Source organism: Enterobacter asburiae (genome assembly GCF_024599655.1).
GTDB lineage: Bacteria > Pseudomonadota > Gammaproteobacteria > Enterobacterales > Enterobacteriaceae > Enterobacter > Enterobacter asburiae_D.
In genome coordinates, this window is the sequence record NZ_CP102247.1 from 2,310,421 (window position 1) to 2,324,054 (window position 13,634).

The window sequence follows — 13,634 nt, forward strand, 5'->3', positions numbered from 1 at the left end:
CTGAGGGGGCAACATGATTAAACTCTATGGCGTACCCGGCTGGGGCTCGGCGATCGGTGAAGTGATGCTAACCCTGGCTGATATCCCTTATCAATTTATCAACGTGGACGGGTTTGACCAGCCCGGTCCGCAGCGTGAGCTGCTGCAAAAGCTCAACCCGCTGTGCCAGGTCCCCACGCTGGAGCTGGAAAATGGCGCCATCATGACCGAAACGGCGGCGATTGCCCTGATGGTGCTCGACAGATGTCCCGATCTCGCTCCGCCCGTGGGGCAGGCCGAACGCCAGCAGTTTCAGCGTCTGCTGATCTGGTTTGTGGCCAACGTCTATCCCACGTTTACGTATGCGGACTATCCCGAGCGCTGGGTGCCGGACGCGCCGGAACAACTGCAGAAAAACTGCATCGAATACCGGAAGTCCCTCTATTTGTGGTTTGAAACTCAGCTCAAGGCTGCCCCGTTTGCGCTGGGGGAACGGCTGACGCTGCTGGATGTGTATATCGCGGTGGCGCGCACCTGGGGGCCACGCCATGACTGGTTTACGACCAATACGCCGAAACTGACGGCCATCGCAGATACCGTATGCCAGCAGCCGGAACTGCACAAGGTGTTAAAGGCCAACGGTATTATCTGATAACGTGGAGCCATGACTCACAACTGGAAGCCTGCATATGCCACACGTAGATATCAAATGTTTTCCCCGCGATTTAAACGACGAACAAAAAACCGCCCTGGCCGAGGATATTGCTGAGGTCATTATTCGCCATTTCAACAGCAAAGACAGCTCGGTGTCCGTTGCGTTGAATCAGGTGAACCAGGAGGACTGGAAAGCGCAGGTCTGGGATACCGAAATAGGACCGAAGCTGGACGAGTTAATCAAAAAGCCTGGCTATTCAATGTAAGCGCAACTGCCGGGGGGATCGCTCCTCCCCGGTTTTTCCCCGCCTCGTCTTCCCGCTTTTTCGCAAAAATCGATAAAAATGCGTTTTATCTTATCCGCTACACTTACCGTTTCTGGCTGACATATTAATCCTTAGGAAAGATCTCCAACAGAATCAGTTAAGGACAGACACGTTAAAGGATAATTTTCTCATGACAAAATTACCCCGTTTTTCACTCGCCTTTCTTCATCCCCGTTACTGGCTAAGCTGGGCCGGCATTGCCGCCTTGTGGCTTATCATGCTGCTCCCTTATCCAATTCTGTTCAGAATCGGTCATGGACTGGGTCGACTGGCGATGCGCCTGCTTCCGCGCCGCGTCGAGATTGCCCGCCGCAACCTTGAGCTCTGTTTTCCGGAGATGAACAAGGATGAACGCGAGTCATTGCTGCAGCGTAATTTTGAATCGGTAGGAATGGGGGTGATCGAAACCGGAATGGCATGGTTCTGGCCTGCATGGCGGGTGCGGAAATGCTTTACCGTGACGGGTTATGAGCATATGGAAAAGGCCAGGGCGCAAGGAAAGGGCGTAGTGCTGGTGGGGATGCATTTTCTGACGCTTGAGCTGGGCGCGCGGATATTTGGCATGCTTAACCCCGGTATTGGGGTGTATCGTCCCAACAATAATGCGCTGCTGGACTGGCTTCAGACGCGCGGACGCCTGCGCTCAAATAAAACCATGCTCGATCGTCATGATTTAAAGGGGATGATCCGCTCGCTGAAGCAGAATGAGATTTTGTGGTACGCCCCGGACCATGACTACGGCAAAACCAATAGCGTCTTTGTGCCGTTTTTTGCGGTTCCGGATGCCGCCACGACCGCTGGGAGCTATATGCTGGTCAAAAGCGCTAAGCCTGCCGTCATTCCCTTTGTGCCGCGCCGCAGGGCGGACGGCACCGGCTACGAACTGATTATTCTGGAGGATATCAGCGAGGCGCTGCAGGGGGGAGATAAAGAATCTGTAGCGACGCAGATGAACAGGGCGATTGAGCAGGCGGTACGGATGGCGCCAGAACAGTATATGTGGCTGCACCGGCGCTTCAAAACGCGTCCTGAAGGTCAGCCTGACCGCTATGCCCGCCGCAAGAGCGTGGCACCACGGGCTGATATCCTGTCCGCCGCCGATCTTTCCGACCGGTCAGGCGTCCAGCACTAAGACAGCAATCCTGCCCTCACCGTGCAATGAGGGCAGGCGCGAGGCTTACAGCGCAGACCTGCGGTACGGCGCGTAGTCCGCCTGCCACCAGGTCTTCTCGATACGCGCCATCAACGTCTCATCATCTATCGCCGGAGCCATGCCCTGTGCAATCGCGGCCCGGGCGACGGCGACGGCAATCTGGCGTGAGACCGTTTCAATTTGATCTACCGGCGGCAGCAGTCCGCCTTTTTCCGTGGTGACCAGCGGAGACTGCGCGGCCAGGCTGCGGCTTGCTGCCATCAGCATCTCTTCCGTCACCCGGCGCGCGTTGCAGGCCAGCACGCCCAGCCCCAGACCCGGGAAAATATAGGCGTTATTACACTGGGCAATCTCGTAGTGTTCATTCTCCCAGAATACCGGGGCGAACGGGCTGCCGGTGGCCACCAGTGCGGCACCCTGAGTCCAGGCGATAAGATCCTGCGGCTGGGCTTCCGCCCGTGAGGTCGGGTTCGAGAGCGGCATGATGATTGGGCGCGGACAGTGGCGATGCATCTCTTTGACAATCTCTTCGCTGAACAGCCCCGGCTGGCCTGAAACGCCGATCATCACCGTGGGATGCGCGTTCTTCACCACGTCCAGCAGGGAAATATTTTGCGAGTCTACCTGCCAGCTGCAAACGGCGTCGCGCGCGGTAAGCAGGTTTTTCTGGAAATCGAGAAGATTCGTCATGTCGTCGGTCAGCAGGCCGAAGCGATCGACCATAAAGATTCGCCTGCGCGCTTCCGGCTCGGTCAGGCCGTCATCTACCATCAGCGCCACAATTTTTTCTGCTATCCCGCATCCGGCAGAACCGCTGCCCAGGAAGACCACGCGCTGGTCGCGAATGCGCGTGCCCGCCGCATGCGCCGCTGCCATCAGCGTTCCGGCGGTGACCGCTGCCGTGCCCTGGATATCATCATTGAAGCAGCACAGCTGGTCGCGGTAGCGCTGGAGAAGTCGGGTGGCGTTTTTCTGCGCGAAGTCCTCAAATTGCAGGAGCACATTGGGCCAGCGCGCTTTAACGGTGCTGACAAACATATCCATAAATTCAGCATACTGATCGTCGCTGATGCGCGGATGACGCCAACCCATGTACATCGGGTCGTCGAGGTGCTGCTGATTATTGGTGCCGACATCCAGCATAATCGGCAGGGTGGAGGCCGGATGGATCCCCCCGCAGGCGGTATACAGCGACAGCTTACCAATTGGGATGCCCATTCCGCCGATACCCTGATCGCCAAGCCCCAAAATACGTTCTCCGTCCGTCACCACAATCACGCGAACGTCGTTGCGCGAAAAGCTCTGCAGCATCTCATCAATACGATGGCGGTTAGGCCATGAAATAAACAGGCCGCGCGCGCGTCGATAAATCGTAGAGAAATGCTCGCAGGCTTCACCGACCGTCGGGGTATAGATAATCGGTAACGTCTCTTTGAGATGCGAACGCAAGAGGTTATAAAAAAGAGTTTCATTGGTGTCCTGAATATTTCGCAGGTATACATGACGCGAAATATCGCTTTTAAAATGGCAGAACTGCACCCAGGCGCGCTCGGTTTGTTCTTCAATAGTTTCAACGTTGTGCGGCAATAGTCCATGCAGATTAAAATTATCACGCTCTTCTTTAATAAATGCGAGCCCTTTATTTAGCAGCGGATTTTCCAGCAATACGGCCCCGTTATAGGGGGTGTAAAGAACTTCTTTCCTGGACATGGTTAACTCCTGGGTATTTAAGTGACAAAGATAAAAGGCGAGTAAAAACAGTGGCTTTACGGGTTGTAAAGACACGGTTTCTTGTGTGTTTGATTGGGGGTAATTTAGCGCTTAGCTAACGGAACAGGAGTGATAAAGTTCACATTCTTTCTGGTTTTATTAATTTCAAAAAGGAATGCATCGATCACCATGAATAACTTTAGTTACATAATGATGAATTAAATTATTTAAAAGGAAAGAGTTGTTGCGTTCACATTTCTCTGCGGGAGCACATGCTAATTTCACCCTGAGCCTGTTTTTAGAAAAGGCCGCATAAATCATTATTTATATTTAAGAACATTTTTTCGTATCAGGAATAGTTTCAGTTATTCCTTTCTCTGTATATCCGAACACAATTTCAGGTGATTATATGAAAGATAATCCTGTACCGACTTCTGAACTGTCTACCTCGCGTTTTGCCTTTGGGCTCAACAATACTGAGGTGGGCACGGTCCCGTTGATGCTGTTCGTCGGGATTGCCGCTATTGTGGCGACGTCCGCCTGGGCAGGGCTGCTGCCGAAAAATATGATAGGTGGTCTCGCGGTCATCATGACCCTTGGTTTCGCGTTTGCCAAAGTGGGGCGTCAAATTCCGGTGCTGAAGGATATCGGCGGCCCGGCGATCCTGTGCCTGATGGTGCCCTCCGTGCTGGTCTATTTTGGCGTATTCGGGAAACAAACCCTCGATACCGTGCATCTGCTGATGAAAGAGGCGAATCTGCTCTATTTCGTCATCGCCTGCCTGGTGGTCGGCAGTATTCTGGGAATGAACCGGGTGCTGCTGATCCAGGGGATGATGCGCATGTTTGTGCCGCTGGTGGCGGGAACTTGCATGGCGGTGCTGAGCGGCCTTATTGTGGGCTCACTGTTTGGCTATACGCCTTACCACACCTTCTTCTTCATCATTGTGCCCATCATCGGCGGCGGGATTGGCGAGGGGATTTTGCCGCTGTCCCTGGCCTATTCGGCAATACTGGGGCAGACGCCTGACGTCTACGTTGCGCAGCTGGCACCCGCTGCGGTCGTCGGGAATATCTTCGCCATCATTTGTGCGGGCTCGCTGGCGCGACTCGGCGCGAAACGTCCTGCGCTTTCGGGAAATGGCATGCTCACGCGGAGTAAAGACGACGCCAGCCTGTTTGCTGGGGCGCAAAGCACGCAGCAGACGGATTTTCATCTGATGGGGGGCGGATTACTGATGGTGTGCGCGTTTTTCATCGTCGGCGGATTGTTTGAAAAACTGGTACACATTCCCGGCCCGGTGCTGATGATCCTGATTGCCGTTCTGTGTAAATACTTCAGGGTGATCCCGGCCTCAATGGAGCAGGGCGCGCACAGTTGCTATAAATTCGTCTCGGCTGCGCTGGTCTGGCCGCTAATGATCGGCCTCGGGATGTTATACGTGCCGCTTGAGAGCGTGGTGTCGGTCTTCTCGGTGGGATACGTGGTGGTATGCGGTTCGGTTGTGATTGCGATGGCGCTGAGCGGCTACGTTATCGCGTCGCGTCTGAATATGTATCCTGTGGAAGCGGCCATTGTAACCTGCTGCCACAGCGGGCTGGGCGGAACGGGGGACGTGGCCATTTTGTCCGCGTCTAACCGGATGTCGCTCATGCCGTTCGCGCAGATCGCCACCCGCATCGGCGGCGCGTCGACGGTGATTTTCGCCACGCTGCTGATGGGCTGGATTATGGCGCACTGATCCGAAACGTCAGGATACTGAATCGCAACGACATTTTCAGGATGTCGCTGCGGTTCAGTCCTTTATAAATATCACCGTACTGTATAGAATTACCGCATCCACAGCGACGGGATACCACACGATGACCGCAAGAGTTGATTATCAAATTGAAAAATATCTCCTTACCGAAGCCGCCGAGCCGGAGCGTCTGACGCGCCAGTGGGCAGAGGTGATGGAGGAGTGTCGTGAGCAAAAGTCCGGTGCAGAGGAGCGGCTGCGCCTCGCGTTGCTTAATGTGGATTACGTCACCAGCTTCGAGCTGCCCTTCAGGCTGCTTCTTACCCGTGCGCCCCAGCTGATAGACGTTGTCAGAAAAGAGCTTCAGCTCAGTCAGAAAAATGTGCTGTTTAACGGCAAGCGCTTTGGCTGCGTCTATAGCCTGAAAAGGGATCTCGACGGAATACCTGACGAGTTTACCTATCAGCTTAAAACGCGGATCCAGCGCAGTGACGCGACGGGATGTAATGAATTACCTTACAGGCAAATAGCCCAGCAGGTTAAAGCCCCCCGCGAACGACTTAAGCTGGCGCTGGAAAATGGGTTAGCGGTAACGGCACTCGACGGGCTTTTCTGGTTTGGCATTCAGCGCATCGCGGCGGATGTACAGAGGTTAAGGAAAACGGGCGTGAGAATTGTGACGTCTGAGACCGAGGTCTTCGATACGCTTACAAAGACCAGCCGACGGATCCCTGTTTATAGCCTTGCTCGCCCGGAATGAGTATTCGCCGCTGACCGGTCGACGGCATTAAACATTACGGAAAATTGCGGCCAATTTTTTTACAGCGTCTTCTATTTCCTTCTCCGTGTAAGCGGCAAATCCCATTAAAAAACCGGTGGACGCGGGGGAGCCTGCATATAAATCGGTAAGCCCAAGTATATCAACACCCGCGCGGCGGGCGGCGGTGGCTATCTCTTTCTCGGATATTCCGTGCTTCAGGTGACAAGGCATTTGCATTCCCCCCGCTGGCGTTTCACAGGCAACATACTCAGAAAGATACGCGTCTATCATGCTTGCCAGCGTGTTGCGACGAGCAACGTAAATACTCCGCATCTTTCGAACATAGGCGCCAAAATGGCCTCCCTCCAGAAATTTAGCCAGCGTCAGCTGGGTTATTGAGGCGGTGTGACCATCCATTAACGTCCTCGCCATGGTAAAGGGCTCTATCAGTTCTGAGGGAACGATGGTGTAGGCAATACGCAGCCCGGGGAAAAGAGACTTGGTGAACGTGCCGATATAAATTGTCCGGTTGTACGTATCAAGCCCCTGAAGACTGGCCATAGGCTTACCTTCGTAGTGAAACTCGCTGTCATAGTCATCCTCAATGATCCAGGCTCCGTAACGGTTTGCCCATTTAACAACGGCCAGTCGTCGGTCAAGAGAGAGCGTCACCCCGGTAGGGTACTGATGAGACGGCGTAAGGTAGATCGCCCTGGCTGGCTCGGTAAGAGAATTAAGACCGTCAACAGAGATGCCTTTTTCATCAAGAGGAACCGGAATACAGCGAAGGCCTGCAGCGTTGAACGCTTTGTGCGCCCCTTGATAGGAGGGATCTTCAATGACAATGCCATCCCCGGCGTCCATCAGCACGTGGGAACAGAGCGCAAGCGCCTGTTGAGAACTTGTCAGAACGATGACCTGTTCTGCCCTCGCACGCGTTCCGCGCTCAAGGTTGACATATTCTGCAATGGCCCGTCGCAGGCGCTCTATACCCTGTGGTGGACTTTGCTCTAACGCCTGGTGCTGAAACTCCTTCATAACCTGTCGCTGAAGACGTTCCCAGATCGGAATGGGAAACATGCGGGTTTCAGGAATGCCGGGCGCAAGGGGGCGAGGGGCGGAAAACTCGCGGATCCCGCCGCTTTCATAAACGATCTTTCCCCGGTCGCTGAGTTTTGCTTTTCGTATCTCAGCGGTTGGATGAGGCTGTCGAGGACGGGGTTTTAAAAAACGCGCGCTGGAAGAGACGAAGCTCCCTCTGCCTGTTTGTCTCTCAATAAAACCTTCGGCATGCAGGCTGGAGTAGGCCGCTTCTATGGTATCCCGGGAAACGCTGAGAGAAGCCGCCAGCGCGCGTGAAGCAGGAAGGGCCTTACCGTGAGATAGTACCCCTTCCAGTATCAGCGTCCGTATTGCTCTCTGGATCCTTTCATGAAGCGGTAGCGATCCGTTAGCGGGGTCGATAATCCATGCCTTAACCGTTTCAAGCTGTGCATGCTTAAACATTATGTTGTCCACTTTCCCTCGTATTTCTTAATTCTAAAGGAATATTGCACGCAGCAGGATGAAAAATTGGTCTGCCTTGATGGCGAGAATTGGCGGGGCAAAACGTGCCATTCAGCGAATACACTTTTCCTGAAACGAATAAACGGGTGAGAGAAGAGGCACTATGAATAATACGAGCGTGACAATTGAGGCAGTTAAAGAACGTGATTTTGAAAGCTGGATGCCACTGTGGGGGAAATATCAGGCGTTTTACAACGTCGATCTGTCCGGGGCGATTACTGAACGAACCTGGCAACGATTTTTCAGCCCCGTTGAGCCGCTATACTGCGTGGTGGCACGATGTAATGGAGATATAGTGGGTTTTGCTCATTATCTCTTTCACCGTTCGACCTGGGCTGAGAGCGATTACTGCTACCTCGAAGATTTATACGTCTGCGAAACCGTCAGGGGCAAACACATTGGCAAACAGTTAATAGAATATGTTCAGAGAGAAGCCAGAAAACACCACGCCAGTCATCTTTACTGGCATACGCATGAAGCCAACTATCGCGGGCAACGATTGTACGACTGGATTGGCAAAAAAAGTGGAATGATTGAGTATCGTATGCACGTGAGGTAAATCCCTTAGCTGACGTGATGCCCCTTAAATCTATACGGGGCATTTCCCCACATGTTCTTATGATTTCGCCTGTAAAAGTATCGCCATCAGCCCCGGAAAACGGGCATCCAGATCCTCTCTTCGCAACGAAATCATGTTTTCTCGTCCCTGTGGACGCTGCCAGATCACGCCGCTGTCGCGCAGTACGCGCCAGTGATGGGTCATCGTCGATTTCACCACATCTTCCGGGCGCAGCGCGTTACAGCTGAGTTCGCTGCCATCGGCGAGCCGGCGAATGATCGACAGCCGGAGCGGGTTGCCGAGGGCAAACAGCACATTTTCCAGCAGTATTTGTTCAGTTTCAGGGTGGTTTGGGATCATCGTTTTCCTGCGTTTGGCGTCAGATTGAGCTATATCAACAATAGGTCAACCGTTAAAAAATAGTTCGATAATACTCGTACAATAGGACTATTATAGCAAACGAACGAATGCACGACCATCCTGGTCGTCACAGACAAGTCATAAGACTTAAGGAAATATCATGCCCCGACCCATCCCTCTCGAACGTTATCGCAACATCGGTATCTCCGCGCATATCGATGCCGGTAAAACCACCACCACTGAGCGCATCCTGTTTTATACCGGGATGAGCCACAAGCTGGGTGAAGTACACGATGGCGCGGCAACCACTGACTGGATGGCGCAGGAGCAAGAGCGCGGGATCACGATTACCTCCGCGGCAGTCAGCTGCTTTTGGCCGGGTATGGACAGAGGCTATGAGCCGCACCGGATCAACATCATCGACACCCCGGGGCACGTGGATTTCACCATTGAAGTGGAACGTTCTATGCGCGTACTCGACGGTGCCGTGATGGTGTATGACTCCGTGGGCGGCGTGCAGCCGCAGTCGGAAACCGTCTGGCGTCAAGCCAATAAATATCACGTTCCGCGACTGGCCTTCGTCAACAAAATGGACCGTCCGGGCGCTGATTTCTTCCGCGTCGTACGGATGATGCAGGAACGCCTGAAGGCCAATCCGGTACCGATTGTCATCCCGGTGGGTGCCGAAGATCATTTCACCGGCGTGGTGGACCTCATCAAGATGCGCACCATTCTGTGGGACGATGCGACGCAGGGTATGGTATTTACCTATGCGCCCGTGCCGGACGATTTGGTCAGCACTGCCCGGGAATGGCGGGAGAAAATGGTCTCTGCGGCGGCGGAAGCCAGCGACGATCTGATGGATAAATACCTGGAGACGGGCGATCTCGACGAAGCGGAAATCATCAGGGGTCTGCGTATTCGCACCATCTCGGGCGAAATCCAGCCGATGCTGTGCGGCAGCGCGTTCAAGAATAAAGGCGTACAGCGCATGCTCGATGCGGTGATTGAGCTCATGCCGTCGCCGCTGGACGTGCCGGCCATTGATGGCGTGGATGAAAAAGGCCAGCACGCGGAGCGTCATCCAAGCGATGATGAGCCGTTCTCCGCCCTGGCGTTCAAGCTGATGAGCGACCCGTACGTCGGTCAACTGACCTTTATCCGCGTGTACTCTGGCGTGCTGCGCAAAGGCGACGCGGTGTACAACCCGGTGAAAGGGAAGAAAGAGCGTATCGGGCGTATCGTGCTGATGCACGCCAACGATCGCCACGAGGTGGACGAACTGCGCGCCGGGGATATCGCGGCCTGCGTGGGGCTGAAAGATGTCACGACCGGCGACACGCTGACCGACCCTAATGCCGTCATCACGCTTGAACGCATGGAGTTCCCGGATCCGGTTATCTCGCTGGCGATCGAGCCGAAAACCAAGGCCGATCAGGAGAAAATGGGGATTGCCTTGCAGCGTCTGGCGGCGGAAGATCCGTCTTTCCGCCTGCATACTGACGAAGAGTCCGGTCAGACCATTATCTCCGGAATGGGGGAGCTACACCTCGAGATTATCGTTGATCGCATGAAACGTGAGTTTGGCGTCGAGGCGAACATCGGTCGCCCGCAGGTGACCTACCGTGAAACCCTGCGTAAAACGGTGAAGGATATCGAAGGCAAATTTGTCCGTCAGTCCGGCGGTAAAGGGCAGTACGGCCATGTGGTGCTGAGCCTGGAGCCGCTGGAGCCTGGAAGTGGTTTTAAATTTGAAGATGCCACCAAGGGCGGCGTGGTACCGCGGGAGTATATCCCGTCCGTTGAGAAAGGGCTGCGGGAAGCGATGAACAGCGGCGTGCTGGCGGGTTATCCGGTCGTCGATGTCAAAGCGACGCTGACGTTTGGCTCGTATCACGACGTTGACTCCTCGGAGATGGCGTTCCGCATGGCGGCGATCCTCGGCTTCAAAGAGGGCGCCCGCAGGGCGGAGCCGGTGATTCTTGAGCCGATCATGCACGTGGAGGTGGAAACACCGGAAGAGTACGCCGGTAACATTATGGGCGATCTCTCTTCCCGCCGCGGCATGGTGCAGGGGATGGCCGAGCAGTACGGAAGCCAGATTATTCGTGCTGACGTGCCGCTCGCAGAGATGTTTGGTTATGCCACGACATTGCGCTCGATGTCGCAGGGTCGCGCGACGTATACGATGGAGTTCCATCATTTTGCGGAAGCACCGCGGAATGTTGCGGATGAGATTATTGCGCGTCGTGCGAAGTAATACGGTCACCCTCTCCCAATAGGGGGAGGGTTTTCTCAATCCAACGCCTTCACCATCTTCCCGCTCGCCACAAACGTCCCGGCCCCAAGATGATGCAGGGTATTCAGCTTATCCTCGTCAAACTGCCAGCGTCCGGCGACAAACGTGCGTTCATCGGCTGCCGCTGAAACCACTTCCCCAAACAGCGTGTCGTATTTTTCTGCCGCGGAGGTGACGGGTAATAACCGACACTCCATCCATGCCAGACATTTTTCTTCAATCACCGGCAGGCCAAGTTCAGGACCGTTCACGACCGGGATCCCGTAGCAGTTGAATTTGTCTTCATCGCGCCCGCTGACGCTACCGACCGCGTATGTCCAGTTGGCCGCCGCCACACCGGGGATGACGATGCCAAATTTCCCGCTGCGTTCAATCAGCTCACGTGACCAGGTACTTTTATCTACTACTATTGCGATACGCGGCGGCTCAAACTCAACGGGCATTGACCAAGCGGCGGCCATCACGTTGCGTCTGTCGAGGCTTTCATCCCGACTGGTGATAAGCACAGTAGGGCCGTGGTTCAGCAGACGGCTGGCGTGACGTAATTCAACAGGGCGAAAGTGGCTCATAGGATCTCCTCATCTACACCGATGAGTATGACGAAAAAGCACGGAAATCAAAGTGAGTGCGTAAAATTAGTTTATAAACAGAACATCACAATCAAAGGAAACTGATTCATGTCCCCATTCCTGACCGCCTATTTCGCCCGCATCGGCTGGACGCAACCGACACGAGTGGATATCGACACCCTGTGCACGCTGCATTTACATCACAACTGTGCGATCCCTTTTGAGAATATTGATGTCGTTCTGCCGCGCGAAATCCAGCTTGACGATCGGTGTCTGGTCGACAAGCTGGTCACCGCACGTCGCGGAGGGTACTGCTTTGAGCAAAACGGCCTGTTCGAACGCGTATTGCGCGAGGTCGGGTTTACGGTGCGTAGCGTGCTGGGACGCGTGGTATTAGCGAGTCCGCCGCAAATGCCCCCGCGCACGCATCGCCTGCTGCTGGTGGAGCTTAACGGTGAGCGCTGGATAGCCGATGTCGGGTTTGGCGGCCAGACGCTGACGGCGCCGATTCGTCTGCTCGCTAATGAAGAACAAGAGACGCCGCACGGGCTGTATCGACTGCTGAGCGAGGGGAACGACTGGGTGTTGCAGTTCCGTCACCACGAGCACTGGCAGTCGATGTATCAGTTTGACCTCACAACGCAGTATTTCAGTGATTACGTGATGGGGAATTTCTGGTCGGCGCACTGGCCGCAGTCGCATTTCCGTCATCATCTGTTGATGTGTCGCCATCTGCCTGACGGCGGCAAGCTGACGCTGACTAACTTTAACTTTACCCACTGGCAGAATGGCCATGTGGAGGAGCAGATCCACCTTCCGGATGCAAAGGCGCTTTACCAGCTGATGCAGGAACGCTTTGGACTGGGTGTTGACGATGCAAAACACGGATTTTCACTGGCGGAGCTGACAGCGGTAATGGCGGGCTTTGATACACATCCTCAGGCCGGGAAATAATGCGCAAAGGGGCACAGGCCCCTTTAACATTCGAGGGTTATAGCTGAGTAAACTTGCCGATCCAGGGGCTGTTGTTTTCGCCAGACCAAAGTTGAACAAGCATCTCTCTGAATTTTTCCGCAGCCGGGCTGAGCGGCGTTTCGCGGCGCTGCACGAGGCCCAGCGTTCGTCGTATCACGGGTTCAATCAGCGGACGGCTGACAAGGACATGATGTTCGTCGGTCGGCATCGCCAGGCTGGGAACAACAGACACGCCAAGACCCGCTTCCACCATCCCCAGCGACGTTGACAGATGGCGCACTTCATAAAACCAGTTCGGTTTCCAGGCCATTTTCTCGAACGCCTGATCGATAAGCGATCGGTTCCCGCTGGAGCGCCTCACTCCAATCAGCTTCATGCCCGCCAGATCGTCCCATGTCACCAGCGGTTTTTTCGCCAACTCGTTGTCCCGTCGGCATGCCAGAACAAAGGGTTCATTCACCAGCGGGGCAAAATCGATATTAGGATGTGTGACGTTTATCATATTTATGCCGAAATCTGCGTCGCCATTTAACACCGCTTCGAGACAATCGCTGGCACTGTGCTCAAGTATGCGGATACGGATGTTTGGGTAGTCATTGTTATAATCTCGTATCACTGAAGGCAGAAAATAGAACGCGGCGGTAGGGATACAGGAAACGGTAATCACCCCTGCCTGATGCGTCGCCATCTCTTTAATACTCAGGATCGCGCTTTCATAAAAATCGATTAAATTCTTTGCCTTAGGTAAAAATTCCCTTCCCACGGTTGTGAGCTTGACGCTGCGCGTGGACCGTTCAAACAGTGTGGTCCCCAGGCTCTCTTCGAGCTTCTGAATTCTGCGTGTTAAAGCCGGTTGTGAAATATGAAGAAATTGCGACGATTTTGTAAAACATCCGATTTCTGCAATTTTTACAAACGCTTGTATTCCCTGTAATTCATGCTGCATATCCGCACCTGATTATTGTTTTCCTATAACCACGATAACG

The 13,634-nt window shown here is 54.3% G+C and carries 13 protein-coding genes; 8 read left to right on the top strand and 5 right to left on the bottom strand.

From position 1 onward, the window contains the following. Positions 1-13 precede the first annotated feature (13 nt). The 3 genes from NQ230_RS10900 to NQ230_RS10910 all read left to right on the top strand — a co-directional run bounded on the left by NQ230_RS10900 (position 14) and on the right by NQ230_RS10910 (position 2,091). Positions 14-631 (top strand): glutathione S-transferase family protein, encoded by a 618-nt coding sequence (locus NQ230_RS10900; protein ID WP_257261162.1) that lies wholly within the window; start codon positions 14-16, stop codon positions 629-631. 37 nt (positions 632-668) lie between these two features. Then, positions 669-899: a tautomerase PptA gene (pptA, locus tag NQ230_RS10905; protein WP_023335848.1), complete on the top strand. Its 231-nt coding sequence runs from the start codon at positions 669-671 to the stop codon at positions 897-899. A 190-nt stretch (positions 900-1,089) separates the two neighbouring features. Then, positions 1,090-2,091, top strand: coding sequence for a Kdo(2)-lipid IV(A) acyltransferase (locus tag NQ230_RS10910; protein WP_121423850.1), 1,002 nt, complete (start codon positions 1,090-1,092; stop codon positions 2,089-2,091). A gap of 45 nt (positions 2,092-2,136) precedes the next feature. Here the strand turns inward: NQ230_RS10910 and NQ230_RS10915 are convergent, their stop codons facing one another. Then, on the bottom strand, positions 2,137-3,822 hold the full coding sequence (locus NQ230_RS10915) for an NAD-dependent malic enzyme (protein ID WP_257261165.1): 1,686 nt from the start codon (positions 3,820-3,822) through the stop codon (positions 2,137-2,139). Positions 3,823-4,231: 409 nt separating this feature from the next. On the opposite strand from NQ230_RS10915, the gene NQ230_RS10920 reads away from it, so the two are divergent. Next, positions 4,232-5,563, top strand: coding sequence for a 2-hydroxycarboxylate transporter family protein (locus tag NQ230_RS10920; RefSeq protein ID WP_257261167.1), 1,332 nt, complete (start codon positions 4,232-4,234; stop codon positions 5,561-5,563). 121 nt (positions 5,564-5,684) lie between these two features. Next, the gene (locus tag NQ230_RS10925) at positions 5,685-6,320 is read left to right on the top strand and encodes an ECs1377 family protein (RefSeq protein WP_159514276.1); all 636 of its coding nucleotides are present in this window, start codon (positions 5,685-5,687) and stop codon (positions 6,318-6,320) included. Between the two features lie 27 nt (positions 6,321-6,347). Here the strand turns inward: NQ230_RS10925 and pdxR are convergent, their stop codons facing one another. Next, on the bottom strand, positions 6,348-7,826 hold the full coding sequence (gene pdxR, locus NQ230_RS10930; protein WP_257261169.1) for a MocR-like pyridoxine biosynthesis transcription factor PdxR: 1,479 nt from the start codon (positions 7,824-7,826) through the stop codon (positions 6,348-6,350). Positions 7,827-7,989: 163 nt separating this feature from the next. On the opposite strand from pdxR, the gene NQ230_RS10935 reads away from it, so the two are divergent. Then, positions 7,990-8,445, top strand: a complete 456-nt coding sequence (locus NQ230_RS10935; protein ID WP_121423845.1) for a GNAT family N-acetyltransferase — start codon at positions 7,990-7,992, stop codon at positions 8,443-8,445. 57 nt (positions 8,446-8,502) lie between these two features. Here NQ230_RS10935 and NQ230_RS10940 read toward each other — a convergent pair whose 3' ends face one another. Further along, the gene (locus NQ230_RS10940; protein WP_024909591.1) at positions 8,503-8,805 is read right to left on the bottom strand and encodes an ArsR/SmtB family transcription factor; all 303 of its coding nucleotides are present in this window, start codon (positions 8,803-8,805) and stop codon (positions 8,503-8,505) included. A 160-nt stretch (positions 8,806-8,965) separates the two neighbouring features. On the opposite strand from NQ230_RS10940, the gene fusA reads away from it, so the two are divergent. Then, the gene (gene fusA / locus NQ230_RS10945; RefSeq protein WP_159514273.1) at positions 8,966-11,065 is read left to right on the top strand and encodes an elongation factor G; all 2,100 of its coding nucleotides are present in this window, start codon (positions 8,966-8,968) and stop codon (positions 11,063-11,065) included. Between the two features lie 35 nt (positions 11,066-11,100). Here the strand turns inward: fusA and NQ230_RS10950 are convergent, their stop codons facing one another. Continuing rightward, positions 11,101-11,673, bottom strand: coding sequence for a flavin reductase family protein (locus NQ230_RS10950; protein ID WP_121423843.1), 573 nt, complete (start codon positions 11,671-11,673; stop codon positions 11,101-11,103). Positions 11,674-11,781: 108 nt separating this feature from the next. Between NQ230_RS10950 and nhoA the strand changes: the two genes are divergently transcribed. Then, entirely contained in the window at positions 11,782-12,627 is an 846-nt protein-coding gene (nhoA, locus tag NQ230_RS10955) for an N-hydroxyarylamine O-acetyltransferase (RefSeq protein ID WP_257261174.1), read from the top strand. 37 nt (positions 12,628-12,664) lie between these two features. Here nhoA and NQ230_RS10960 read toward each other — a convergent pair whose 3' ends face one another. Then, the gene (locus tag NQ230_RS10960; RefSeq protein ID WP_121423841.1) at positions 12,665-13,594 is read right to left on the bottom strand and encodes a LysR family transcriptional regulator; all 930 of its coding nucleotides are present in this window, start codon (positions 13,592-13,594) and stop codon (positions 12,665-12,667) included. Positions 13,595-13,634 lie beyond the last annotated feature (40 nt).

What these genes read in the sequence shown, in the direction of transcription:
- NQ230_RS10920 (WP_257261167.1), top strand. Translation starts at nt 4,232, where the DNA reads ATGAAAGATAATCCTGTACCGACTTCTGAACTGTCTACCTCGCGTTTT.
- NQ230_RS10900 (WP_257261162.1), top strand. Translation starts at nt 14, where the DNA reads ATGATTAAACTCTATGGCGTACCCGGCTGGGGCTCGGCGATCGGTGAA.
- NQ230_RS10935 (WP_121423845.1), top strand. Translation starts at nt 7,990, where the DNA reads ATGAATAATACGAGCGTGACAATTGAGGCAGTTAAAGAACGTGATTTT.
- NQ230_RS10925 (WP_159514276.1), top strand. Translation starts at nt 5,685, where the DNA reads ATGACCGCAAGAGTTGATTATCAAATTGAAAAATATCTCCTTACCGAA.
- NQ230_RS10960 (WP_121423841.1), bottom strand. Translation starts at nt 13,594, where the DNA reads ATGCAGCATGAATTACAGGGAATACAAGCGTTTGTAAAAATTGCAGAA.
- NQ230_RS10915 (WP_257261165.1), bottom strand. Translation starts at nt 3,822, where the DNA reads ATGTCCAGGAAAGAAGTTCTTTACACCCCCTATAACGGGGCCGTATTG.
- NQ230_RS10950 (WP_121423843.1), bottom strand. Translation starts at nt 11,673, where the DNA reads ATGAGCCACTTTCGCCCTGTTGAATTACGTCACGCCAGCCGTCTGCTG.
- pdxR (WP_257261169.1), bottom strand. Translation starts at nt 7,826, where the DNA reads ATGTTTAAGCATGCACAGCTTGAAACGGTTAAGGCATGGATTATCGAC.
- nhoA (WP_257261174.1), top strand. Translation starts at nt 11,782, where the DNA reads ATGTCCCCATTCCTGACCGCCTATTTCGCCCGCATCGGCTGGACGCAA.
- NQ230_RS10910 (WP_121423850.1), top strand. Translation starts at nt 1,090, where the DNA reads ATGACAAAATTACCCCGTTTTTCACTCGCCTTTCTTCATCCCCGTTAC.
- NQ230_RS10940 (WP_024909591.1), bottom strand. Translation starts at nt 8,805, where the DNA reads ATGATCCCAAACCACCCTGAAACTGAACAAATACTGCTGGAAAATGTG.
- pptA (WP_023335848.1), top strand. Translation starts at nt 669, where the DNA reads ATGCCACACGTAGATATCAAATGTTTTCCCCGCGATTTAAACGACGAA.
- fusA (WP_159514273.1), top strand. Translation starts at nt 8,966, where the DNA reads ATGCCCCGACCCATCCCTCTCGAACGTTATCGCAACATCGGTATCTCC.